This is a genomic window from Geojedonia litorea, from assembly GCF_042654525.1.
In the GTDB taxonomy this organism is placed as follows: Bacteria; Bacteroidota; Bacteroidia; order Flavobacteriales; family Flavobacteriaceae; genus Geojedonia; species Geojedonia litorea.
Window position 1 is genome coordinate 141960 of record NZ_JBHSGP010000012.1, and the last position, 23042, is coordinate 165001.

The window sequence follows — 23042 nt, forward strand, 5'->3', positions numbered from 1 at the left end:
AACCTTTTAATACTTAAAAAAAGCCCTGCGATGCAGGGCTTTTTTTATCTTACTAACTTTTTATATTTGATACGCTTAGGCATTAAATCGCCACCTAATCGTTTTTTCTTATTGTCTTCATATTCACTAAAACTTCCTTCAAAGAAATAGACTTGTGAATTACCTTCAAATGCAAGAATATGGGTACAAATTCTGTCTAAAAACCATCTATCATGACTAATAACAACCGCACATCCTGCAAAATTCTCTAATCCTTCTTCAAGTGCTCTTAAGGTATTGACATCTAAATCATTAGTTGGTTCATCTAAAAGTAAAACGTTACCTTCTTCTTTAAGTGTCATTGCTAAATGCAAGCGGTTACGTTCACCACCAGAAAGCAACTTAACCTTTTTATTTTGCTCACTTCCAGAAAAGTTAAACCGGCTTAAGTAAGCTCTAGAGTTTACTTGACGTCCGCCCATTAATATCAATTCTTGTTCATCACTAAAATTTTGCCAAATGGATTTTTCAGGATCAATATTAGAGTGTTTTTGATCTACATAGGCCAATTTAGCGGTATCACCAACTTTAAATTCGCCTTTATCTGGTGTTTCTTCACCCATAATCATTCTGAAAATGGTTGTTTTACCAGCTCCATTTGGACCAATTACACCAACGATACCTGCTTGTGGAAGTTTAAAGTTTAAATCCTCATACAATAATTTATCATCGTACCCTTTACTAACCCCAACCGCTTCAATTACATTAGTTCCTAATCGTGGCCCATTAGGGATATATATTTCTAGTTTTTCGTCAAGTTGTTTTTGGTCTTGGCTCAACAATTTATCATAGTTATTCAAACGGGCTTTTTGTTTGGTTTGGCGCCCTTTAGCCCCTTGTCTTACCCATTCTAGCTCGCGTTCGAGGGTTTTTTGACGTTTAGAAGCCACTTTGCTTTCTTGTGCCAAACGTTTAGATTTTTGATCTAACCAAGATGAATAATTTCCTTTCCATGGAATCCCTTCTCCTCGATCAAGTTCTAAAATCCAACCAGCTACATTATCAAGAAAATACCTATCGTGTGTTACAGCAATTACTGTTCCTTTATACTGTGCTAAATGGTGCTCCAACCAATGTACCGATTCGGCATCTAAATGGTTAGTGGGCTCATCTAAAAGCAATACATCCGGTTCTTGTAATAGAAGACGGCACAATGCAACACGTCGACGTTCACCTCCCGAAAGTACTCCAATCTTCTTGTCTCCATCAGGAGTTCGCAACGCATCCATTGCAATCTCAAGTTTTGTGTCCAGTTCCCAAGCGTTTGCTGCATCAATCTGGTCTTGCAATTCGGCTTGGCGATTCATCAATTTTTCCATTTTATCTGGATTAGAATACACTTCTTCTAATCCAAACATGTCGTTGATTTTATTATACTCGTCAAGAATAGCAACAGTTTCGGCAGCACCTTCACGTACAACTTCCATTACCGTTTTATTATCATCTAATTGAGGTTCCTGCTCTAAATACCCAACAGTATACCCAGGAGAAAACACAACATCGCCCTGAAAATTTTTATCAACTCCTGCAATAATCTTTAAAAGAGTTGATTTTCCTGATCCATTAAGTCCTAATATCCCAATCTTAGCACCATAGAAAAAACTTAAATAAATATTTTTTAGAACTGGCGTATTTGCACTTTGAAATGTCTTAGTAACACCAGACATTGAAAAAATCACCTTTTTATCGTCACTCATTATTTTTGAATAGATAGAGAGTCAAGAACTGACTCAAGTTAAATTATCAAATTGTTACACTCTTCCTTTTAGTGCGTTAAACACCCACGCATTGGCAAAAAAACCAATACCTACGGCAGCAAAGCCCCAACCCGCAACATCATCGTACCTAAACGCGCCCAGAGCAATTAAAGCTAATCCTACAATTATCATAATGGTTGTAGCCCAAGCTAAAACCGTATTTTTATTCATCGCCATAATAGTTAGTTATTTTTATTCGAATCACAAATATCGGGTTTTTTCATAAAAAAAGCATTCAATTCTGAATGCTTCTTTATTTGAAATAATTAAAAATTTAAAAATTCATGGGAACTTCTATGAACAGTACACTAGAATCTTCTTCAGATGAAATTTCAAAGGATGAAGCATCCCATATACCAATAGCATCTCTTGTGTTTAAGGTTTTATTATCAATTGAAATTCTTCCATGAATATTCATTAAATATACTCCATGTTTGATACTCATTAAATTATATTGAAAATTTTGACCATTTTCTAAATCAATTCTTGAGATTTTAGCATCCTGGTGGATTTTTAGACTACCTTCATGATCATCATCAATTGAAGTCACCAAGGTTTGTAGTTTATTGATCCTATCATTTACATCAAATGTTTTTTGACCATAGCGCGGAGCAACATTTTGTTTATTTGGCATAATCCATATTTGAAAAAGACTTAAATGCTCAACAATTGATCCATTTATTTCGGAATGCTGTACTCCTGTGCCAGCTGACATTACTTGAACTTCTCCAGGCAAAACCGGTTGCCACTCATCATGCATATTATCGCGATGCTTTAGAACACCTTTTAATGGAATGGTTATGATTTCCATATTGTTATGTGGATGAGTTCCAAAACCCATTTTTGGTGCAATTACATCATCATTAAGTACTCTTAAAGCCCCAAAATTCATATTTTCTGGGTTATAATAATTGGCAAAACTGAATGAATGATTAGCTTGTAACCATCCGTGGTTAGCAAACCCTCTTGATTCTGCTTTATGAAACGTTGTTTTCATTTTATTAGTTTATTCTATTTTTGTTTTATCTTAATTTATCGAGTAAGTCACTTAATTTCGTGGCCTCTTGCTCTGTTATCTTTTCCAAAATATCTTCATTAAAATCTTCGTCTATTTCATTTAATAAACTCAACCCCTTCTCTGTTATTTCAATATGGACTACTCTTCTATCTCCTGGGCATGGTATGCGATCAATAAGTTGCTTAGCGCATAATTTATCCATTAAACGTGTAGCGTTCGGAGATCTATCAATCATTCTCCGCTTTATAGTTTGTACCTTTAGTGGTTGATCGGCGCCTCTTAATATTCTTAAAATATTATATTGCTGTGGTGAAATTCCAAAGGGTTTGAAATAGGTGTTTTGATAATTAGTTATCCAATTAGCAGTGTACAAAATATTGATTATTGCCTTCACTTTAGCATTGATGAATTTTGAATTTACGTCTTTTGAAATATCTCCCATTGGTTATTTTTTAACACATTATACTAAGCCATTACATCAAAATACACTTCTTTCTTCTTTTGAAAGACTGCATTTGCAAACGGACAAAGTGGAATTGCTTTAATTTCTTTTGCTCTCATAAATTGCACAGCAAATTCTACCAGCTTATAACCCACACCCTGACCTTTAAGTTTCTCACTAACTTCGGTATGATCAATAATAATTTTATGAGGGCCCGCATAAGTGTAAGTCATTTGAGCTTCTTCAACACCGTCGAGTTCCAAATAAAATTTTCCTTTTTTACCGTTATCTGTTTGCTTTATGTCCATTTTAAATCGCATTTTCAAAAAGTTCTACTTTTGATATTAATTCTTCCTTTAGTTCTTCGTTTACAATTTGTCCTTCCGAAAAATTTGAACCAAACGAAGGAAAAGAAAAGTCTGCAACAATATTTGCATTATGCCTTGGAAATCGATCATTTGCCATTGCAAGCACAGATTTCCCACCTCTACCTCCTGGTGAAGCTGCCATTAAAAGCATTGGTTTTCCATAAAAATTTTTAGACTCTATACGCGACATCCAATCTAACATGTTTTTAAATACAGCTGTATATGCACCATTATGTTCAGCCAAGGACAATAAAACGCCATCGGCTTGTTTTATTTGGTTCAATAGTAACTTGGCATTTTCGGGATGCCCCATTTCTGCCTCTAAATCTACCCCAAACAAGGGTACTTCGAAATCGTTTAAATCTAACAGGTCTACTTTGGCATTATCTAATAAACTCGAGGCATAAGTCACTAGTTGTTTATTTATAGACGACCTACTATTACTTCCTGCAAATGCTATTATATTCTTCATTTTAATTTATTTTCCATGGCAAATATATTAATTTTATTTTTATTTTCCTAGGTATATATTTCCATGTTATATTATTTAACAAATTATTCACTTTTTATACAAGCACATCTTTTGTAAATTCGTTGCAAATTAAATTTACTTATATGGACCTTAGCTTCAATAAAAACGAAGATCATAATAAACTCTTAATGTCTGATTTACGTCGCCGTCTTGCCAAAGTTAAGCTTGGTGGTGGGCAAAAAAGTATTGATAAACACCATTCTAAAGGTAAAATGACCGCAAGGGAGCGTATTGATTATCTTTTGGACTCAAAGTCAAAATCAATTGAAATCGGAGCTTTTGCAGGTGAAGAAATGTATAAAGAACATGGTGGTTGTCCATCTGGAGGTGTAGTGGTTAAAATTGGTTACATCAAAGGAAAACAATGCATGGTAGTTGCCAATGATGCGACGGTGAAAGCTGGCGCTTGGTTTCCAATAACTGGTAAAAAGAATTTACGCGCACAGGAAATTGCCATTGAAAATAAATTACCCATCATCTATTTGGTAGATTCTGCAGGCGTTTATTTACCTATGCAAGACGAGATTTTCCCGGATAAAGAACACTTTGGTCGAATTTTTAGAAATAACGCTATAATGAGTAGTATGGGCATTACTCAGATTGCCGCAGTCATGGGTAGTTGTGTGGCTGGAGGTGCATATTTACCCATTATGAGTGATGAAGCATTAATCGTTGATAAAACAGGAAGTATCTTTTTAGCAGGAAGTTATTTGGTAAAAGCGGCCATTGGTGAAACTATTGATAATGAAACTTTGGGAGGAGCCACAACACACTGTGAAATATCGGGTGTTACAGATTACAAGGCCAAAGATGATCAGGACGCACTAGACACCATCAAAAACATTATCGATAAAATTGGTGATTATGATAAAGCTGGCTTTAACCGAATTAAACCTGTTAAGCCTTCTGAAAATGAAGATGATATATTTGGAATTATCCCAAAATCGCGCGCCGATCAATATGACATGTACGAAATTATTAAACGATTAGTAGATAATTCTGAATTTGATGAATATAAGGCCGGGTATGGTAAAACCATTATTACGGCTTATGCCAGAATTGATGGCTGGGCAGTAGGTATAGTGGCCAATCAACGCCAGTTAGTTAAAACCAAAAAGGGTGAAATGCAATTTGGAGGTGTGATTTACAATGATAGCGCCGATAAAGCCACCCGCTTTATTGCCAATTGTAATCAGAAAAAGATTCCTTTGGTGTTTTTACAGGATGTCACCGGATTTATGGTGGGTAGTAAAAGTGAACATGGTGGTATTATAAAAGATGGCGCTAAAATGGTGAATGCTGTAAGCAACAGTATTGTTCCTAAATTTACTATTGTTATTGGTAATAGTTATGGCGCTGGAAATTATGCCATGTGTGGCAAGGCTTATGACCCTAGGCTGATTGTAGCTTGGCCTAGTGCAGAACTCGCTGTTATGAGTGGTAATTCGGCTGCGAAAGTTCTTTTGCAAATAGAAACAGCTTCACTAAAGAAAAAAGGTGAAACTATTACACAAGAAAAAGAAGAAGAACTGTTTAATAAAATTAAAGATCGCTATGACGCTCAAGTATCTCCGTACTATGCAGCAGCCAGACTATGGACAGATGCTATTATAAACCCATTAGATACTAGAACTTGGATTAGTATGGGAATTGAAGCCGCCAATCACTCCCCTATTGAGAAAAAATTTAATATGGGTGTTTTACAAGTATAAAACAAACTTTAAACACACTAAATGGTTACAGGAGGGTATTAAACTATATAAAACATGACCAATAAAAAATTAATTGCCTTGATGTAATTTTAGTCGAGGAATAGTAAGTAATTGGGTTTGGCGTCCATTAACATACCTAAATCCATCCACACCAAAAAACCCTGCTTCTTCAAGCATTATTCTCACATCTCTATTCCATTGAGGAACTGTGACCGTAGTATTTAACTCTATGGCATACACAGTATTGTAATATAACGGATAATCCCCATTACCTTCAACACCTTGTTGTGAATCCCACATACCTATTGTTGGTCCTGATGAATGCCCATAACTACCTAAAGGGTGTGTGTAAATTGACGGCCTCATTCCTACTTTTTTTGCTTCATTTAGTGATTTAAGTAAAATTTCATTCCCTGTTTTTCCTTCAATAAAATTTAGGGTTAAAATATCCTGAAGCTTATTTCCTTCAGCTAACGCGTCAATTAAAAATTTCGGAGGATCTGTTTCGTTTGGTTTTAAGACATAAGCCAATTCCTGACAGTCGGTATTTAGTCGCAAGTAAGTTATTCCAAAATCACAATGTAACAAATCACCTGGTAAAATAATGGTTTGGTCAGGTCGATTAGAAAATGAATATAAATGCCCTTTTAAACCTTCACTAGACCGTTGCACATCCACAGTTGGATGAAACCAAGTCTCAAGACCCAAATTGGTGACTTTTTCACGCATCCACCACTCAACATCAGATGTTGTAGTAACTCCTGGAGTAATAACTTTTTCTGAAAAAGCTTCAGCAATTATGTCATGGGTAATGTCAACTAATTGTCTATAAATAACCATTTCACGCTCTGTTCTTGTTTCTATCCATCCTATAGCCAATTTTTCCGCAGAAACGACTCTATCTCTATATTTCTCGGGCAAAAACTGCATAAATTCATCATAATCTGTTTTATCCAAACCATCTGCGATGTTAAAATTTTTGGAATAATTAAGTCCAATTGTATTAGGACTTCGGTCTTCAATTAACTCCATTAATGCTTTCCATTGACTAGGTTCCTTGTCCTTATCCCAAGCAGATATTATATTATCACCAAAATTATATCGAGCCACAGCCAGTTTTTCAATTGATTCATTAGCTTTATTTTTGTAAAACACAATAATTGTTCTTCGTCTAGCATTAAGCCAAGTAGCAGGTAGCATCGTTTTTAAAACAGGATCCTCATTGTATTCTCTTGATATTAATATCCACATATCTATTTCAGCCCTGTCCATTAAATCAGGTAATAGGTTATTAAACCTATCTGCTAATATATCGTCAACAACAGCTGCTCGCTCCTTTTCTGAAAGGACCTGTTGCGAATTACTATTAATAGTTATGGCTAAAAAAAATATCCAAATATATTTCATGGGATTGATGTTAACATTTTTAAAAAGTGAAATATAACTATTTTAAAGCTATATACAGAACTAACCTTTCTTCGATTTTATCACCATCAATTATTTCATTAATATTTTGTATCTTAACTACATTAAATCATTACATTTTTAATCATGGGAAAGATAAAATCACTCAATAAATGGGCTAATGCCCATACCTATGTACCATTAGATATACTACGTATGGCTTTAGGTGTTTTTTTATTTATGAAAGGCATTAATTTTATGGGTAATAGCCAAATGTTAGTCGAATTATTTGCTCCTTTTAAAAATATGGCCGGCGGCATGATCATGATTCATTATGTAGCACCCGCGCACTTTATAGGTGGAATTTTAATTGTTTTTGGATTACTCACCAGATGGGCAATTATTGGACAATTACCTATTTTGATTGGTGCCATAGTAATAAATTTTGCTGGAGAAATGAACACAACCAACTTACTACTAGCCAGTATTACATTTTTGGTTTGTGTATTTTTCTTGTTTTATGGTTCTGGAAAACATTCAGCTGACTATTACTTTAAAATGCAGCAATGACCTAATAAATTTAGACTACTCGAATTTTTAAGTTATTTTCTATTCACCAATTTTAAGGTTTCAGTTCGTTTGATTTTACCTGTTGGTGTCATTTCAAATTTTCGAACAGTATAAATAGCTTTAGGTGTTTCAAATTTTTTCAACCCTACAAAAACATCGTTTCTCAATGTGTTTTCGTCACTTTCCAATATTAATATCAGTTGTTCTCCAAGCTGATCATTTGGTTCAGAAGTTACAAAAAATTGTTGGTCGATCTTTCCTCTTAATTTCTCTTCAATTTGTTCAGGGAATATCTTGATTCCTCCTGAATTAATAACATTATCATAGCGTCCTAGCCACTCAAATTCAGTTTCAGAATGTAATTTTACAATATCGTTAGTTATAACTTTTTCATCTGAAATTGACGGAGCTTCAATAACCAAACAATCTCGGTCATCTTGAGAAAGGCTCACTCCTGGAAGAGCCTTAAAAAAAGCAGATTTTTTGGCGTGATTGATAGGTTTCAAGGCAATGTGCGTAGCTGTTTCGGTCATACCATAAGTCGCAAAAACTTTAGTTTGAATACCTTTTGTCATTTCTATTAATTGTGGAGAGACTAATGATCCTCCTACAATCATAATTTTTACATTATGCAAATAATTAAGTGTAGACTTGAGTTGCATTGGGAGCATTGCTGCAAAATGATACGTTTTATCATAGTCGAAAATCGGCTGTGAGGTAGGTTCAACCATATCAATTTCAAGACCTAAAATCATAGCTCTTACAAGCATCATTTTCCCAGCTATAAAATTTGTAGGTAGGCAGTGTAATGCCGTTTGTCCTGGTTCTAACTGTAAATAATTTCCCGTTGCAATGGCAGAATTCACCATAACTTGTTTATGCAAATGCATCACTTTAGGTTGACCAGTGGACCCTGAAGTATTAACAACAATATAATCCTTATCATCTAACCAGTCGAGCAAAAAGTCGCCAATAGTTTTTTCGTAATAAACCCCTTCTTTCACAAGGCTATATGCTACTTCCTTTAACTCTTCATGAGAATAGTTTGTATTATTTAATTTAAATTTTAAATGGATTTTATCAAAGGTTGGTATCATTTTTGGAACACAATTAATTGAAATAAAATTATACTATTTTTAACGATTCGAAGTTAAAAATTAATATTAAAATATAGTTATATTTGGAAATTAAGTTAGAATCTATGATGAGAGCCCTTATTATTCTTTTGAGCGTGCCATTAGTTGCATTTGCTCAAGACTTTTCAAACGAAGATTATATCTATCTCAAACGTTATGAAAATATAAAAATTGAACTGTCTGATCACAAATTTGATATTGCAAAACATGTTTCAGAACAGGCCCAGTATTTAACTTCAAAAAAGCTTTATTTTGCTAATGAAGTAATGCATTTTGATAGTTTTACGTCAATTGAAAATATTGATGCGTATACGTATTTACCAAAATTTGACAAAAAAATTAATGTAGATTATATTGAAACTAAACGCGAATTTGACAACGGTGTTTTTTACAGTGACCAAGAAGCTAAACATTTTACTTTTCCAGCCGTAACTGAAGGTGCAATTACAAATTTAAATTACACTGAAGTTATTAAAGATCCACATTTTTTAGGAATGTTTCGATTTGGCACCTATGTCCCTACAAAACATGCACAGCTTTCAATTGAATTCCCAAAGAATGTCACTATTGGCTATATAGATTTCAATACCGAAGGCATTAATTTAGACTTTAAAAAAGAATCCTTAAGTAATAGTAATAAATATACATGGACTGTAAACAACCTTAAAGGTTTTGAAGGTGAAGAAGATTCAGAGTCAGCCTTGTATTATTTGCCGCACATCATCGTCTATATTAAGAGCTATGAAGAAAATGGCAAGGTTCATAATGTACTCAACGACACTAAAGATTTATATAAATGGTACGCTTCCCTTGTGAAGCAAATAGATACCAATGCACTTGACAAGGTATATGCAATTGCCGAAAGTGTGACAAAAAATCTATCGTCAGATCGAGACAAAGCGGAAGCCATTTTTAATTGGGTACAAGATAATATTACTTATGTGGCTTTTGAAGATGGATTAGGTGGTTTTATACCAAGAGGAGCAGCGAGTGTATGTGAAAAACGTTATGGTGATTGTAAAGATATGGCCAATTTGCTTTATGAGATGCTCAATCATGTTGGAATCACATCATACAGAACATGGATAGGTACACGAGATCGTCATTATTCGTATAAAGAAGTACCAACTCCTATGGTAGATAATCATATGATTAATACCGTAATTATTGATAACGACACTATCTTTTTAGATGCTACTGATAGTTATGTCCCTTTTGGTATGCCTAGTGCCTTTACACAAACCAAAGAAGCACTTTTGGGTATTGATGAAGAAACCTTTAAAATCATAACCGTTCCTGCCCAAAAACCAGAACAAAGTGTTTCCAAGATTACAAGTCATATGTCTTTAAATGACGAAACCCTAAACGTTGCTGAACAACGACAATTAATTGGCTATGATAAGGTAGATTTCATCTCCGACTACACCTATAAAAAGGCGGATAAAACAGAAGAAGAATTCTTAAATACAACTTTAGCACTTGGAAATAATAAAACCAAGTATACTAATATCAAAATGGAGAATTTTGATAATAAAAACACGCCATTAGTCATTAATTATGACTTAAGTATTGAAAACTATGCTAAATCCATTGGAGGGAAATACTATGTTAATTTGAATATCGATCGCACTTTATCACAAAGTAATATTGACACAAAAGATAGAAAATACAGTAAAAAAATTGACTATAAATTCATAAAGGAGTTTACAACAACCTTCGATATTCCCAATGGATTTAAGGCCAGCTACATTCCTGAAACGCTTTCATTTGACAACCCAGATTACGGTTTTGAAATATCATATTCAACTGAAGGGTCTAAAGTAATTCAGCACAAATCAATTTATGTCAACACCTTAAGCATTCAAAACAAAGATTTCGAATCCTGGAACGACTTTATTAAAAGTCTTATAAAAGCCTACAAAAAAAGTATAATCATAGAACAACTATAATGATAAAGAACATAACTTTAGTCCTATTTCTAACCACTTCAACTTGCTTTTCGCAACATTATACTTCATACGACTGGAGTGCAAAGCCAGAACATCATTCATTAACTAAAGAAGAATTAAAAGAGTCTTCCGTTGGAATTTTAAAAAAACATATTGTTGAATTTAAAACAAGTGTTTTATCTCCAGAACCTAGATGTTTTGAAACAGAACACACAATTACACGCGTTAATGATGACAAGGGTATTGCAAGACACAATACCGTTTATATTCCTATGTACGGCGTAAAAACCCTTATTGATGTTAAAGCGCGTACCATAAATGCTAAAGGAAAAGTTACACTTTTAAATAAAGACAATATAAAAGAGGTAAAAAATGTTGAAGAATATGGTGATTTTAAAATTTTTGCTATTGAAGGCGTAGAAAAAAACTCTGAAATTGAAGTACTATACACCGTTGAAAAAGAGTTTGATATTTTTGGTTCAGAAACGCTTCAATCAAATTACCTCATAAAAGATGCGCAGTTTTTGTTCATTCCAGGTAGCCTCGAATACGACATAAAAGCTTATCGTACCAATTCCAAGTTTAAAGACATCACAGTTGATAGTAATAAAGCTAAACTATTACAGTTAAAAGATATTCCTGCCATACTTGAAGAAGAATATGCAACACCTAATGCCAACAAAATTGAAGTTGCTTATCAATGTTATCCACAAGGGCAATCCTTTACACAAGATATGTTTTGGGCCAATGTTTCAAATAATGTGGGCTCCAAGTTTTTTCCAGTAACCGTAGCTAGTCAAATTGAAAGTGATTTGGCATTAATTACTGAAGGAAAACAAGATTTATCAAATTTTGAAAAGGCATCTAGGGTAGATAATTTTATCAAAACAAATTTTACAATTGTTAAAAACAACAATGCCGAACTCACCAATATAGATTACATTTTAAAAAACAGATCGGCCAGTGATTATAGCATATTAAAGGCTTATGGTCATTATTTAAAAGCACTTAACGTTCCATACGAAATTGTGATTACAGCCAACAGGTTTCAGTTTAAATTTGATCCAGAGTTCTTTATTCCAAATATGCTGCGAGATTTTTTAATTTATCTTCCGACTGAAAAAAAATATATCGCACCTGATCGTATCGAAAACCGAGTTGCAGAGGCACCTTTTAATATTCTAGGAAATTATGGTATGTTTATAAACAGTGATTACAATTATTATTTTCATAAAATTGACCAAGAGGATCCAAATTACAGTAGAATCTACCGACAAATGGATATCAATTTTGAAAATGAATTTGAACACGTTTCAGTTAAAGAATACCAGGAATATTATGGTCATTGGTCTGAAACTAACAGAGCGGTCCTTACGCTATCGTCAGAACAAGGCATAAAAGAATTTAAAGACTACTTAACAGGATCTGGTATTGAGGATAAGGAAATTGTAGAATATTCTCTTGAAAATACCGATATGAATCAATTAGAATACAACAAACCTTTTATTGTAAAATCTAAAATCACATCAGAATCTTTACTCGAAGATGCAGGAGACAGCTATATTTTTGAAGTTGGAAAAGTTATTGGAATACAAAGCGAACTGTATCAAGAAACAAAACGTGTTAACCCAATTGAGATGCAGTATCCAAACCAATATGATTATACCATTACGGTTAATATCCCAGAAGGTTATGTAGCTGAAGGCCTAAACTCATTAGCAATTGACAATAGTTACAAATCTGAAAATGGTGAAAAGATCTGTAAATTTGAATCCAATTATAAAATGGATGGAAATAAAATCATAATCACTATTCAAGAGTTTTACAAATCTCATGAATATGATTTAACGCGTTACGACGAATTTAGGAATGTAATTAACGCCGCCTCCGATTTCAATAAAGCGGCCATACTTATTAAGGCAAAAGAATAAAAAAAAGCGACCAAATGGTCGCTTTTTTTTTATGATACTCCTATGTCATTTATTTCTTCATGAACTGATTGTTCCTCTACCCTTCCTAATAATTTGCCCTTCCAATTATTCCATTTATACACTTTTGAAAAAATAAACAGCAGTATTGGAAACACTACAAAAACTGGCATAAAAACATCAATAAAGCCTGCTTCGGTAGGATCTGACAAATCCTTAAAAATTGAATGCGTTTGAAAAGCTGTCCAATCTGCCGTAACCAACAAGGCCGTGAATAAATTATTAGCTGCATGAAACCCTAATGCAAGCTCCAAACCTTCATCCATAAGCGTCATAATACCCAAAAACAAGCCCGTGCCTATGTAATAAACCATTATGATATAGCCAAGTTTTTCGACCTCAGGATTCGAAATGTGCAGCAAACCAAAAACCAAAGAGGTGGTAATGAGTGGCACCCATTTTCTTTTAGTTATAATGCCCAGCCCTTGCATTAAATACCCTCTGAACAAGTATTCTTCAAAACTGGTCTGTAAAGGCACTAGAATAATAGCAATTACACACAGAATTAAAAATGGCGTAAGATTAAAATTTAATACATAGTCGTCTGGTGACATAAAATAATCGAGCAGTACTAATCCTGAAGATAGTATTCCCCAAAAGAAAAACACAAACCAAAAGCGTTTCCAATCGATACTTTTTCTGGTTGTTGTTAATTGAATTAATGGTTGCTTGTGTAGAAATTTTACTGCTAACAATAAACAAATTAATCCACCTACAAAAGGTAATAATATTAAAATGAGATTAATATTGGACTCAAAAAGGGTCATAATATAGTTGATGTCATTAAGTTTAGACATATCCACTTCTCCCTTTAGTTGCTTGTAAGCAATCGCGGCAGCATGAGGCACGGAAAATATGAAAACACCTGCTATAGCAATTATCACCCCAACTATATATCTCCACCAGTCATGAAGACCCTTATATGCTTGTTCTATATACATAATTATAAATTAAAATTCCAGTTTAGTTTTTTGTTATAGTTTAATTCACCATGAGTTACTTCTAACGGACAGTCAAAATTATTGGTGAATAAGCTACCAGTACCAAGTCCTTGCGGTAATTCATTTTTTAAATTATAAGTCCATTGAGCAATAGCATTCAACCCAATATTGCTTTCAAGTGCCGAAGTAACCCACCACGCAACACCAAATTGATCACAAATGGTAATCCATTCTTCACTTCCTCTATAGCCTCCAATAAAACTTGGCTTCAAAATAATAAATTGTGGCTGTATGGTTTGTAGCAATTGTTTCTTTTTTGTTACTGAAAAGACCCCTATTAATTCTTCATCTAAAGCTATTGGCAACGGCGTTTCGGCGCATAACCTTGCCATATCTTCCCACTGTTTCACTTTTATAGGTTGTTCAATGGAATGTAAATCAAGATCAGATAGATGCTTTAACTTTTCCATAGCTTCATTTTTAGAAAAAGCCCCATTAGCATCAACACGAAGTTCAATGTCCTTTGATGAAAATTCTTTTCTAATGGACTTTAAAAGCTGAATTTCAGTCTCGAAATCTATAGCTCCAATCTTCATTTTTATACAGCTGAAACCTGATTCTATTTTATCCTTGATTTGCTGTTTCATAAAAGTTTCAGAACCCATCCAAATCAATCCGTTAATAGGTATTGAATTCTTCCCTTCTGTAAACGCCGAAGGAAACACTATAAATGGGTTTTGACTTTCAATTGATCTAAAGGCCATTTCAAGTCCAAACTGAATACTAGGAAACTCCCTGTTAGATACATATAATTTTTCAAGGCCTAACGAGATGTTTTCGCAAGTCCATCTTAACTGATCGTCATAATCCGGTCTGTCATCAGCACTCAACCCTCTCAAGATACCACATTCACCAATGCCCAGCTTTCCTTCGTAATTCAGAATAATAAACCATGTTTCTTTGGTTTTCAAAATCCCTCTTGAAGTACCGCTTGGCTGCTTAAAATTGAGAATGTATTTGTGGTAATTTGCCTTCATATTGTGATGCCAAAAATAGTTAATTAATTTTGTAATTTAGATTTCAAATTGATACCATGCCAGAATTTCCAAATATCATTCTTTTCGCTATTCCTTTTTTTATTCTAGCAATGCTTGTTGAGCTGTTTTTCACTATTAAACTCAATCTAAAAACCTATGAACCTAAAGATGCATTTTCGTCTATTAGCATGGGTATTGGTAATGTTTTATTGGGATTTTTAAGCAAAGCTATTGTTCTGGCTTCATTTTTTTATATCTACGAACATTTTAGATTGGCTACAATTCCATTGGCATGGTGGAGTTTTGTCCTTCTTTTCTTCGCAGATGATATTTCGTACTATTGGTTTCATCGTATATCACATGAATGTCGCTTATTTTGGGCTTCTCACGTTGTGCATCACTCTTCTCAACATTATAATTTAAGTACAGCATTACGGCAAACATGGTCAGGCGGATTTTATTCTTTTATTTTTTGGTTATGGCTGCCATTAATAGGATTTCATCCCGGAATGATTATGCTTCAAATGTCTATTAGTTTACTGTATCAATTTTGGATTCACACCGAAACAATTCATAAAATGCCCAAATGGTTTGAAGCTGTAATGAATACACCTTCGCATCATCGCGTACACCATGGAAGCAACCCCTTATATTTAGACCGGAACCACGCTGGGATATTAATTATCTGGGATAAATTATTTGGCACCTTTCAACCCGAACTAGAAGATGAAAAGGTTATTTATGGCTTGGTAAAAAACATAAATACGTACAACCCTGTAAAAATTGCTTTTATAGAATGGGTGAATATGTTTAAAGATGCTTTTACAGGAAAAAAATCACTAAAAGATCGTGTTTTATACCTTACCAAACCGCCTGGATGGAAACATGACGGCACAGGAAAAATTAGTGATGAATTGAGAGAGGAATGGTTAACTTCAAAAAACTTAAATCACCCCAAAGACTAAATTAGTTCTGAAGATGATCTGAAAAGAATTGAATCATTGAAGGTTTCCATTCTGGGTTTCTCATCACAATATGATCCATACCTTGATACTCGATAAATTCATAATTTTTGTATCCTATATTTTTTAATTTTTCTACGAGAAAATAAGAGTCATCTATAGGAACATCATCATCTGCAGTGCCATGCACAATCATGAGTGGTGCTTTTAAACGATTCAATTTATCAGAAATTCTCGATTTTTTATATAGCTCTGGACAATTTTCTGGCAAACAGCCCATAAAGGGTTCAACAGCTACACGAAAATTTTCAGGGTCAATGGCCGGCGCATTAATGTGGCCCGCTTTATAAAAATCTGGAAATTCTACTAATGCACGAAGCGCAAAATGTCCTCCCCAGCTATGCCCCATAATTCCAACTTTTTCAAGGTTCATATATGACCGATTTTCAGCAAGTTGTTTTATGGCCTCTACATGATCTAAAAGTTCCACTTGACCTAATTTCCCATAGCTAAAATCGTTAAATGCTTTACCTCTCCCTTCAGTTCCCCGTCCATCAATACAAACTACTATAAATCCCTGTTTTGCGAGTATATTTAAATCCCAGAGCCACGGTGAGAAAAAATTCATATTGGCTACATTATTAAATGGCGCGCCATAAATATATTCAACAACAGGGTAGGATTTATTTGGATCCAAATCTGTAGGCTTTAGTACAAAAGCTTGAATGTTGGTTTTCTGATCGACAGCTTTAACCGTAGCAAATTCAAAATTAAAGTAGTTATTTCCAATCGAGGAAAAATTACCTTGCCAAGCCGTATTAAGAAATTGTCCTTCAGGAGAAAAGCAATCCAGTTTTAATAATTTTGGGAGCTCGGCTCTTAAAATCCAAAGTGTATCATTTTTACTTGAGACGAAATCCATAATCCCACTCGAATCTGAAATTTTATGAATGCTATTTGAGCTAAGAGAAGATTTAAACACTTGCATGCTATATGGTTGTTCTGGATTACTATAAGCTGTAAAATAGATGTAATCATTTTTTTTATCATAGCCCCTTGCTTCTGCAACTATTCCATTTTCTGTTTTATTGGTTAATGGTCTAATTAATTGACCATCATAACCATATAGATATAATTGTTTATAACCACTGCGATCACTCAACCAAATAAACTGCTGCTTGTGATCAATAAAAGTGATTAAATTCATATCCTTTAGTCGATTACTATAGCCTTGTAACAAGTTTAGACCTACTAAATACGTATCTGATTGTTCACTTAAAATGATTGAAGACTTCCCTGTTTCTGAATTAACATGTAATAAATTTATTTGTTTCATCAAGCGATCTGATGCAATCATAAAAAATGAACTGCTATCTGAATTCCATTCCATAATATGTACATAGGGATATTCAGGATCATAATCAACCACTATTTTTTCACCAGTTTTAACGTTAACTATATAATATTGATAAATAGGAATAGGCTCACCCGCTCTAAAATAGGGTTTGTACACTACATCTTCGGGCGTTGCCATGGTCAGTTTTATTTTTTTCACATTTCTATCATCTATCTGTTTTACTACAAGGTGTTGACCATCAGGAGACCAAGTTGCATTATCAATATCCCAGTATAAGCCTTCATTTGGTTTTATCGAAATATCGAATTTGTCTGATCCTAGAGTTCTAAAATAAAGATTACCTTGTTCAGTACCTGCAAATACTTGATTACTTTTTGAGTATACTTCAAATTGAGGTCGGTTATGTAAAAAAAACCCAGGGCCTAAATGTTTAGCCTCTGGATGCCAATCTTCACCAGGCTGCATCATTACCTCTGGTGGAGACTCCATGATTTGATTCATCATGGGTTGAGAAAAGGATAAACTAGATAATAAAACCGTACCTATAATAAGTAAATAATTCTGTTTTTTGATGTTCATGATCGTTTTGTAGTTATAAACTTATTATTAAATGTGTTCAAATCTTATTACAGTTCAATACTCTCTCCTATTTCTAATAACATGAGGTCTTTATCTTTATCAAAAAACTTACGCTTGGCTTCTTCATGATCGATTTCTATATAACCAAAAGTATCAAAATGGTAGCCTAAAATTTTGTCGCATTGTATAAAATCACTGGCTAAAATGGCGTCATCTACGCCCATTGTAAAATTGTCTCCTATAGGTAAAATAGCTAAATCGAGCTGGGTTTGCATAGGAATCAATTTCATATCCATCGTTAAAGCTGTATCTCCAGCGATATAAATATTTTTTCGCTCGCCTTCAATTACAAATCCTCCCGGTTGACCACCATAACTTCCGTCTGGAAATGAAGACGTATGAATGGCGTTAACATATTTAAGGTTTCCAAACTCAAAATCCCACTGTCCGCCATGATTCATTGGGTGTACTTCTAGTCCGAGCTTTTCATAATGTGTTGCTACTTCATAGTTTGAAACAATAACTGCATTGGTGCGTTTTGCAATCGCTTCAGCGTCTAAAATATGGTCCTGATGTGCATGAGTAAGTAAGATATAATCTGCCTTTAGTGTAGTAACATCAACGTTTGAGGCTTTTGGATTTCCAGAAATAAATGGATCAACTAAAATATGAACATCATTAACTTTTATCCCAAGACAAGCATGACCGTAAAATGTAATTTTCATGTTTTTAAAATTTAACTTGAAAATACAAAAAAGTGCTTAATAAAAACAGATTATAAAATATAACCTACTCCTAAAAGAATTGAAAACAAAAAAGTAGTGAGTGCCAAGACCTTTAATTGTGAATCAAAATCGTTTGGCTGTTTTGCGTTAGAAATATTTTTTAAATGAATAATAAGTGGGATATAAGCTAAAAAACACAAAAAATTGAGAACAGACGAATAATATAGGAGGGCGAATAAGAATGAAATAAGAATTGCACCACCAATAAGTATAAAATGATAAATTTTTGAAGCCTTACTCCCTAACTTTACAGCCAAAGTAATTTTATTAGATTGCTTATCAGTCTCTGAATCGCGCATATTATTGAGGTTCAAAACCCCTACACTTAACAAGCCCAATGCAGTTGCAGGTAAAAACACATGATGATCTAATTGTTTAGCATACAAAAAATAACTACCCACTACACTAACCAACCCGAAAAAAATAAATACAAAAACATCACCTAACCCTTTATATCCATAGGCCGATTTACCCATAGTGTAATTAATGGCGGCATAAACAGAAAAAGCTGCTAAACCAACAAACAATAAGATATATAGAAAATGCCCATTACCAAACGCATTATAAAGGAGTAAGAAAACCAATAAGATAATAATCAGTATATTAATTTTTATCGCTTCGAACATCTGTTGTGGCGTTATTGCGCCACTTTGAATTGCTCTTGTAGGGCCAACCCTTGAATCATTATCAGTACCCTTTATACCATCTCCATAGTCATTGGCCAAATTAGAAAGTACTTGAAGGCTAACCGTAGTTAAAATTGCGAGTACAAACACGGCTATATTAAAAAACCCATTATAATATGCAAAACAAGTACCAACGATGATCCCTGAAATAGATAGTGGAAGCGTTCTTAGTCGAATAGCAGACAACCAAGGCTTTAGATTATTCATTAATATTGGTTTTGGAGATTAAGGTATCCATTTTTTATCAAAATTAGGTTTCCGCTTTTCCAAAAATGCGTCGCGACCTTCTTTAGCTTCATCGGTCATATACGCTAATCGTGTAGCTTCTCCAGCAAAAACTTGTTGACCAACCATACCATCATCTGTCAAATTCATGGCGAATTTAAGCATTTTTATAGAGGTTGGAGATTTTGCCAAAATTTCTTGTGCCCATTGATAAGCTGTTGCCTCAAGATCTTTATGAGGTATAACAGCATTAACCATACCCATATTATAAGCCTCTGTAGCTGAATAATTTCGCCCTAAAAAGAATATTTCTCTAGCCTTTTTTTGTCCTACCATTTTTGCCAAGTAAGCAGATCCATAACCGCCATCAAAACTAGTCACATCAGCATCAGTTTGCTTAAAAATAGCATGTTCCTCACTCGCCAGCGTTAAATCACAAACCACATGAAGACTGTGACCTCCACCAACGGCCCACCCAGGAACAACAGCGATGACTGCTTTGGGCATAAACCGAATTAAACGTTGAACTTCAAGTATATTTAAACGATGGTAGCCATCTTCGCCTACATAGCCTTGGTGACCTCTGGCTTTTTGATCGCCTCCACTACAAAAACTCCAAACACCATCTTTTGTTGAAGGGCCTTCTGCCGACAATAAAACGACGCCTATATTAACATCTTCGTTGGCATCATAAAATGCATCATACAACTCGCTAGTAGTTTTAGGTCTAAAGGCATTTCGAATATCCGGTCTATTAAACGCGATTCGAGCTACTCCATTACATTTTTTGTACGTAATGTCGGTATACTCTTTAGCTGTTTTCCATTTTACTTCGCTCATAACTTATATTTAAAGGTGTGCAACACAATTAAACTAAATAAATTCCATCATCTTTAATTTCTATCAATCGTTGCTTGTACAAAGTTCCAATTGCTTTTTTAAAACTTTTTTTACTCATTTCTAGAGATTGCTTAATGGTTTCGGGATCAGACTTATCTGTTAATTTCAAAAAGCCATCATTATCTTCTAATTCTTGCATTATGGTTTCGGCATTAGGTTCGATATTTCGATAACCTATTTTTCCTAAAACAATATCTAGCTTATTATCAGGCCGTATTTTTTTCACGTAACCTTTCAAACGGTCACCAACACTTAAATCTTTATAAATGTCATCTTTAAAAATTAATCCTGAATGTTTTTTATTCACTATAACATTCATTCCTATTTCTGAAGGGTGTGATACAATAAGATCAACTTCTTCAAATTTTTCAACTGTTAATACTTTATTGTCTAAAAAACGATTCGTTTTACTTGAAGCGACTAATCTACCTGTTTCTTCATCTAAATAACAATACACCAAATACCAGCCACCAGCTTTCATTTTAAAGGCTTGCTCTTTAAAAGGACAAAATAGCTCCTTTAATAAGCCCCAATCAAGAAAAGCACCATGCTGAGTCACTTCATTACAACGCAACAAGGCAAATTCATTAACCTTTATGTATGGTTTATCTGTAACCGCTACTGGGCGTTCTTCATTATCTAAATAAACAAACACCTCTAATTTTTCCCAAATTTTAAAATTTTCTGGAACGTAGCGATTAGGTAACAGTACCTCATTACCTTCATCATCTGCTATATATAATCCTTGATCTGTTTCACGAAGAATTTCAAGCGTGTTGTAGTCACCAATTTGTATCATGTGGCAAAGGTAATAATATATAAGATTAGAATGTTAAAAATGAACGCAACTTTAGATTACTAAAATAACTTATTTCAAATACTTAAAATAGTCCAATAAAATCGAATCATTAAGTGTTCGCGGTGTAAAGATTTCTAACAGTTTAGGGCGTTCAGATTCTGAATAAAAGCCTTTTAATTTCAGTTTTAATTGCTTTTCATCGGCCACCGATGTGTACTCAAAATGATACATTTTACAGAGCTGTTTTGCACTCAAATTATGTTTGGTTTCAAAAAAGGCATCAAAATTTTCGGTGTCTTTATGACCAGGTAAAATTCTAAATATTCCACCACCCTGATTGTTAATAACTATAATCCTAAAACTATTTGGAATGTAGTTATTCCACAGCGCATTACTGTCATAAAAAAAGCTCAAATCACCTGATAATAAAACTGTTGGCTGTTCATTTATTGTTGCGCATCCAATAGCTGTTGAGGTACTCCCATCTATCCCGCTTGTACCTCTATTACAATACACCTGTAAGGTTTTATTGAGATCAAACAATTGCGCATAGCGAACCGTTGAGCTATTACTTAATTGCAAATTAGAGTTATCTGGCAAGGATTTTAAAACCACATCAAATACCTTTAAATCAGAATATTCTAATTCTTTGAGATAATCGTTATGACGCTGTGCTCGATATTTTTTCACCTCATCCCAAACCCTTCTATAGTCACTCTTTACGTAATGCGTGATTTTAGGCAAAAATTTCGAAAAAAAAGTATTTGGATCAATTGTAATCTGCTTTTCTAAACAGAAAAAGGTATCGTTAGCTTCCTTTTCTCCAATATGCCAATGTTGTTTTGGTTGATACTTGCGTAAAAATGCTTTTATCTTTTTTGAAACTATTAATCCTCCAAAAGTTAATAATATTTCAGGCTGTAGTTGCTTAAACTCATTATCGTCAAGTGGAGCGATAATTTTATCAATACTTGGAAAAAATTCATTGTGATTGAGATTAGAGGTCGTCTCTGTAAACACCAGAACACTATCATCGGCCGCCAATTCATCAAGCCATTTTTGTTCAATACTATTGGGGTGATTAACACCAACCAAAATCATTTTTTTAGAAGCTTCATTCCAATCCTCCAAACATTGCTTGATTTCAAAATCGTCAATTTTGTGGGCCTTTGTCTCTAATTTCACAGGTTTTAATTTGATGCTCAAATTATCAACCATTTCATATAATGGTTCGTCAAACGGAACATTTATGTGAACTGGTCCCGATTTTAAAACGGCTCTCTGAATGGCCGAATTAATTTCAATTTCATTAGATGTTTGAATATCCTGTTGCAGACCTAAAAAGCGTTCCAACTTATCTTCAATGCTCTTAAAAATGGGTAAATCTTCATCATCTGGAAGTCTGTGTTCATCTTTAAGATCCAACTTTAAATTAACCGATTCCAAAATATGATTGGCAAATACATCCTGCTGATTAATAGTTTGTCCATCACCTATGCCAATTAAATGTTTAGGTCTGTCTGCAGATAAAACAATTAGAGGAATATCGCTGTAAAACGCTTCAGCTATCGCGGGATAATAATTCAATAATGCACTCCCTGACGTGCATAATAAGGCCACAGGATGTTTTAGTTGTTGTGCTATACCTAAAGCAAAAAATGCAGCACAACGCTCATCTACAATACTATAACATTTAAAGTAGTCGTTATTTGTAAAACCAATTGTTAAAGGTGCATTTCGGCTTCCTGGAGAAATTACAATATGCTTTATTTGATGAGATTTGCAAAGCTCTATAACTGTCTGTGCAAGTGGAATTTTCGGGTACTTCATTTAATTTTTTAATCTGCCTACAAAAT

General features: G+C 34.0%; 21 protein-coding genes. 5 read left to right on the forward strand and 16 right to left on the reverse strand.

Annotation, left to right across the window (positions count from 1 at the left end; all coding sequences use genetic code 11):
- Nucleotides 1-44: 44 nt before the first annotated feature.
- From ettA to ACFO5O_RS06765, 6 genes are all read right to left on the reverse strand, one after another.
- Complete coding sequence (gene ettA, locus ACFO5O_RS06740) at nucleotides 45-1736, reverse strand: energy-dependent translational throttle protein EttA (protein WP_387962167.1); 1692 nt, start codon at nucleotides 1734-1736, stop codon at nucleotides 45-47.
- A 54-nt stretch (nucleotides 1737-1790) separates the two neighbouring features.
- Nucleotides 1791-1973 carry a CAL67264 family membrane protein gene (locus tag ACFO5O_RS06745; protein WP_099566061.1) on the reverse strand — a complete coding sequence of 61 codons (183 nt, stop codon included), beginning with the start codon at nucleotides 1971-1973 and terminating at the stop codon, nucleotides 1791-1793.
- 97 nt (nucleotides 1974-2070) lie between these two features.
- Nucleotides 2071-2793 (reverse strand): pirin family protein, encoded by a 723-nt coding sequence (locus tag ACFO5O_RS06750; RefSeq protein ID WP_387962170.1) that lies wholly within the window; start codon nucleotides 2791-2793, stop codon nucleotides 2071-2073.
- Nucleotides 2794-2818: 25 nt separating this feature from the next.
- Nucleotides 2819-3256 (reverse strand): MarR family winged helix-turn-helix transcriptional regulator, encoded by a 438-nt coding sequence (locus tag ACFO5O_RS06755; RefSeq protein WP_387962172.1) that lies wholly within the window; start codon nucleotides 3254-3256, stop codon nucleotides 2819-2821.
- A gap of 23 nt (nucleotides 3257-3279) precedes the next feature.
- Nucleotides 3280-3564 carry a GNAT family N-acetyltransferase gene (locus ACFO5O_RS06760; RefSeq protein WP_387962174.1) on the reverse strand — a complete coding sequence of 95 codons (285 nt, stop codon included), beginning with the start codon at nucleotides 3562-3564 and terminating at the stop codon, nucleotides 3280-3282.
- Between the two features lies 1 nt (nucleotide 3565).
- Complete coding sequence (locus ACFO5O_RS06765; RefSeq protein WP_387962176.1) at nucleotides 3566-4096, reverse strand: NADPH-dependent FMN reductase; 531 nt, start codon at nucleotides 4094-4096, stop codon at nucleotides 3566-3568.
- A gap of 143 nt (nucleotides 4097-4239) precedes the next feature.
- Here ACFO5O_RS06765 and ACFO5O_RS06770 point away from each other — a divergent pair, with 143 nt between their 5' ends.
- Complete coding sequence (locus ACFO5O_RS06770; protein WP_387962178.1) at nucleotides 4240-5868, forward strand: acyl-CoA carboxylase subunit beta; 1629 nt, start codon at nucleotides 4240-4242, stop codon at nucleotides 5866-5868.
- Nucleotides 5869-5937: 69 nt separating this feature from the next.
- Here the strand turns inward: ACFO5O_RS06770 and ACFO5O_RS06775 are convergent, their stop codons facing one another.
- Complete coding sequence (locus ACFO5O_RS06775) at nucleotides 5938-7275, reverse strand: M24 family metallopeptidase (protein WP_387962180.1); 1338 nt, start codon at nucleotides 7273-7275, stop codon at nucleotides 5938-5940.
- A 144-nt stretch (nucleotides 7276-7419) separates the two neighbouring features.
- Here ACFO5O_RS06775 and ACFO5O_RS06780 point away from each other — a divergent pair, with 144 nt between their 5' ends.
- Nucleotides 7420-7842: a DoxX family protein gene (locus ACFO5O_RS06780; protein ID WP_387962182.1), complete on the forward strand. Its 423-nt coding sequence runs from the start codon at nucleotides 7420-7422 to the stop codon at nucleotides 7840-7842.
- 32 nt (nucleotides 7843-7874) lie between these two features.
- On the opposite strand, the gene ACFO5O_RS06785 is transcribed toward ACFO5O_RS06780, so the two are convergent.
- On the reverse strand, nucleotides 7875-8939 hold the full coding sequence (locus tag ACFO5O_RS06785; RefSeq protein WP_387962184.1) for an AMP-binding protein: 1065 nt from the start codon (nucleotides 8937-8939) through the stop codon (nucleotides 7875-7877).
- Nucleotides 8940-9043: 104 nt separating this feature from the next.
- Here ACFO5O_RS06785 and ACFO5O_RS06790 point away from each other — a divergent pair, with 104 nt between their 5' ends.
- Complete coding sequence (locus tag ACFO5O_RS06790; RefSeq protein ID WP_387962186.1) at nucleotides 9044-10927, forward strand: DUF3857 domain-containing protein; 1884 nt, start codon at nucleotides 9044-9046, stop codon at nucleotides 10925-10927.
- Nucleotides 10927-12858 (forward strand): hypothetical protein, encoded by a 1932-nt coding sequence (locus ACFO5O_RS06795; protein ID WP_387962188.1) that lies wholly within the window; start codon nucleotides 10927-10929, stop codon nucleotides 12856-12858. Before ACFO5O_RS06790 ends, ACFO5O_RS06795 begins: the two co-directional genes overlap by 1 nt.
- Nucleotides 12859-12887: 29 nt before the next feature.
- Here the strand turns inward: ACFO5O_RS06795 and ACFO5O_RS06800 are convergent, their stop codons facing one another.
- Nucleotides 12888-13856: a CPBP family intramembrane glutamic endopeptidase gene (locus tag ACFO5O_RS06800; protein WP_387962190.1), complete on the reverse strand. Its 969-nt coding sequence runs from the start codon at nucleotides 13854-13856 to the stop codon at nucleotides 12888-12890.
- Nucleotides 13857-13858: 2 nt separating this feature from the next.
- Nucleotides 13859-14893, reverse strand: a complete 1035-nt coding sequence (locus ACFO5O_RS06805; protein ID WP_387962192.1) for an o-succinylbenzoate synthase — start codon at nucleotides 14891-14893, stop codon at nucleotides 13859-13861.
- A 56-nt stretch (nucleotides 14894-14949) separates the two neighbouring features.
- Between ACFO5O_RS06805 and ACFO5O_RS06810 the strand changes: the two genes are divergently transcribed.
- Nucleotides 14950-15858 (forward strand): sterol desaturase family protein, encoded by a 909-nt coding sequence (locus tag ACFO5O_RS06810; RefSeq protein ID WP_387962194.1) that lies wholly within the window; start codon nucleotides 14950-14952, stop codon nucleotides 15856-15858.
- Nucleotide 15859: 1 nt separating this feature from the next.
- Here the strand turns inward: ACFO5O_RS06810 and ACFO5O_RS06815 are convergent, their stop codons facing one another.
- From ACFO5O_RS06815 to menD, 6 genes are all read right to left on the reverse strand, one after another.
- On the reverse strand, nucleotides 15860-17791 hold the full coding sequence (locus ACFO5O_RS06815) for a S9 family peptidase (protein ID WP_387962196.1): 1932 nt from the start codon (nucleotides 17789-17791) through the stop codon (nucleotides 15860-15862).
- Nucleotides 17792-17838: 47 nt separating this feature from the next.
- The gene (locus tag ACFO5O_RS06820) at nucleotides 17839-18516 is read right to left on the reverse strand and encodes a metal-dependent hydrolase (protein WP_387962198.1); all 678 of its coding nucleotides are present in this window, start codon (nucleotides 18514-18516) and stop codon (nucleotides 17839-17841) included.
- A 50-nt stretch (nucleotides 18517-18566) separates the two neighbouring features.
- Nucleotides 18567-19469 (reverse strand): 1,4-dihydroxy-2-naphthoate octaprenyltransferase, encoded by a 903-nt coding sequence (gene menA, locus ACFO5O_RS06825; RefSeq protein ID WP_387962200.1) that lies wholly within the window; start codon nucleotides 19467-19469, stop codon nucleotides 18567-18569.
- An 18-nt stretch (nucleotides 19470-19487) separates the two neighbouring features.
- The gene (locus tag ACFO5O_RS06830) at nucleotides 19488-20327 is read right to left on the reverse strand and encodes a 1,4-dihydroxy-2-naphthoyl-CoA synthase (RefSeq protein ID WP_387962201.1); all 840 of its coding nucleotides are present in this window, start codon (nucleotides 20325-20327) and stop codon (nucleotides 19488-19490) included.
- Between the two features lie 28 nt (nucleotides 20328-20355).
- Nucleotides 20356-21186 carry a CvfB family protein gene (locus ACFO5O_RS06835; RefSeq protein ID WP_387962202.1) on the reverse strand — a complete coding sequence of 277 codons (831 nt, stop codon included), beginning with the start codon at nucleotides 21184-21186 and terminating at the stop codon, nucleotides 20356-20358.
- Between the two features lie 69 nt (nucleotides 21187-21255).
- Nucleotides 21256-23016, reverse strand: coding sequence for a 2-succinyl-5-enolpyruvyl-6-hydroxy-3-cyclohexene-1-carboxylate synthase (menD, locus tag ACFO5O_RS06840; RefSeq protein WP_387962203.1), 1761 nt, complete (start codon nucleotides 23014-23016; stop codon nucleotides 21256-21258).
- Nucleotides 23017-23042: the final 26 nt, after the last annotated feature.

What these genes read in the sequence shown, in the direction of transcription:
- ettA (WP_387962167.1), bottom strand. Translation starts at nt 1,736, where the DNA reads ATGAGTGACGATAAAAAGGTGATTTTTTCAATGTCTGGTGTTACTAAG.
- ACFO5O_RS06745 (WP_099566061.1), bottom strand. Translation starts at nt 1,973, where the DNA reads ATGGCGATGAATAAAAATACGGTTTTAGCTTGGGCTACAACCATTATG.
- ACFO5O_RS06750 (WP_387962170.1), bottom strand. Translation starts at nt 2,793, where the DNA reads ATGAAAACAACGTTTCATAAAGCAGAATCAAGAGGGTTTGCTAACCAC.
- ACFO5O_RS06755 (WP_387962172.1), bottom strand. Translation starts at nt 3,256, where the DNA reads ATGGGAGATATTTCAAAAGACGTAAATTCAAAATTCATCAATGCTAAA.
- ACFO5O_RS06760 (WP_387962174.1), bottom strand. Translation starts at nt 3,564, where the DNA reads ATGGACATAAAGCAAACAGATAACGGTAAAAAAGGAAAATTTTATTTG.
- ACFO5O_RS06765 (WP_387962176.1), bottom strand. Translation starts at nt 4,096, where the DNA reads ATGAAGAATATAATAGCATTTGCAGGAAGTAATAGTAGGTCGTCTATA.
- ACFO5O_RS06770 (WP_387962178.1), top strand. Translation starts at nt 4,240, where the DNA reads ATGGACCTTAGCTTCAATAAAAACGAAGATCATAATAAACTCTTAATG.
- ACFO5O_RS06775 (WP_387962180.1), bottom strand. Translation starts at nt 7,275, where the DNA reads ATGAAATATATTTGGATATTTTTTTTAGCCATAACTATTAATAGTAAT.
- ACFO5O_RS06780 (WP_387962182.1), top strand. Translation starts at nt 7,420, where the DNA reads ATGGGAAAGATAAAATCACTCAATAAATGGGCTAATGCCCATACCTAT.
- ACFO5O_RS06785 (WP_387962184.1), bottom strand. Translation starts at nt 8,939, where the DNA reads ATGATACCAACCTTTGATAAAATCCATTTAAAATTTAAATTAAATAAT.
- ACFO5O_RS06790 (WP_387962186.1), top strand. Translation starts at nt 9,044, where the DNA reads ATGATGAGAGCCCTTATTATTCTTTTGAGCGTGCCATTAGTTGCATTT.
- ACFO5O_RS06795 (WP_387962188.1), top strand. Translation starts at nt 10,927, where the DNA reads ATGATAAAGAACATAACTTTAGTCCTATTTCTAACCACTTCAACTTGC.
- ACFO5O_RS06800 (WP_387962190.1), bottom strand. Translation starts at nt 13,856, where the DNA reads ATGTATATAGAACAAGCATATAAGGGTCTTCATGACTGGTGGAGATAT.
- ACFO5O_RS06805 (WP_387962192.1), bottom strand. Translation starts at nt 14,893, where the DNA reads ATGAAGGCAAATTACCACAAATACATTCTCAATTTTAAGCAGCCAAGC.
- ACFO5O_RS06810 (WP_387962194.1), top strand. Translation starts at nt 14,950, where the DNA reads ATGCCAGAATTTCCAAATATCATTCTTTTCGCTATTCCTTTTTTTATT.
- ACFO5O_RS06815 (WP_387962196.1), bottom strand. Translation starts at nt 17,791, where the DNA reads ATGAACATCAAAAAACAGAATTATTTACTTATTATAGGTACGGTTTTA.
- ACFO5O_RS06820 (WP_387962198.1), bottom strand. Translation starts at nt 18,516, where the DNA reads ATGAAAATTACATTTTACGGTCATGCTTGTCTTGGGATAAAAGTTAAT.
- menA (WP_387962200.1), bottom strand. Translation starts at nt 19,469, where the DNA reads ATGAATAATCTAAAGCCTTGGTTGTCTGCTATTCGACTAAGAACGCTT.
- ACFO5O_RS06830 (WP_387962201.1), bottom strand. Translation starts at nt 20,327, where the DNA reads ATGAGCGAAGTAAAATGGAAAACAGCTAAAGAGTATACCGACATTACG.
- ACFO5O_RS06835 (WP_387962202.1), bottom strand. Translation starts at nt 21,186, where the DNA reads ATGATACAAATTGGTGACTACAACACGCTTGAAATTCTTCGTGAAACA.
- menD (WP_387962203.1), bottom strand. Translation starts at nt 23,016, where the DNA reads ATGAAGTACCCGAAAATTCCACTTGCACAGACAGTTATAGAGCTTTGC.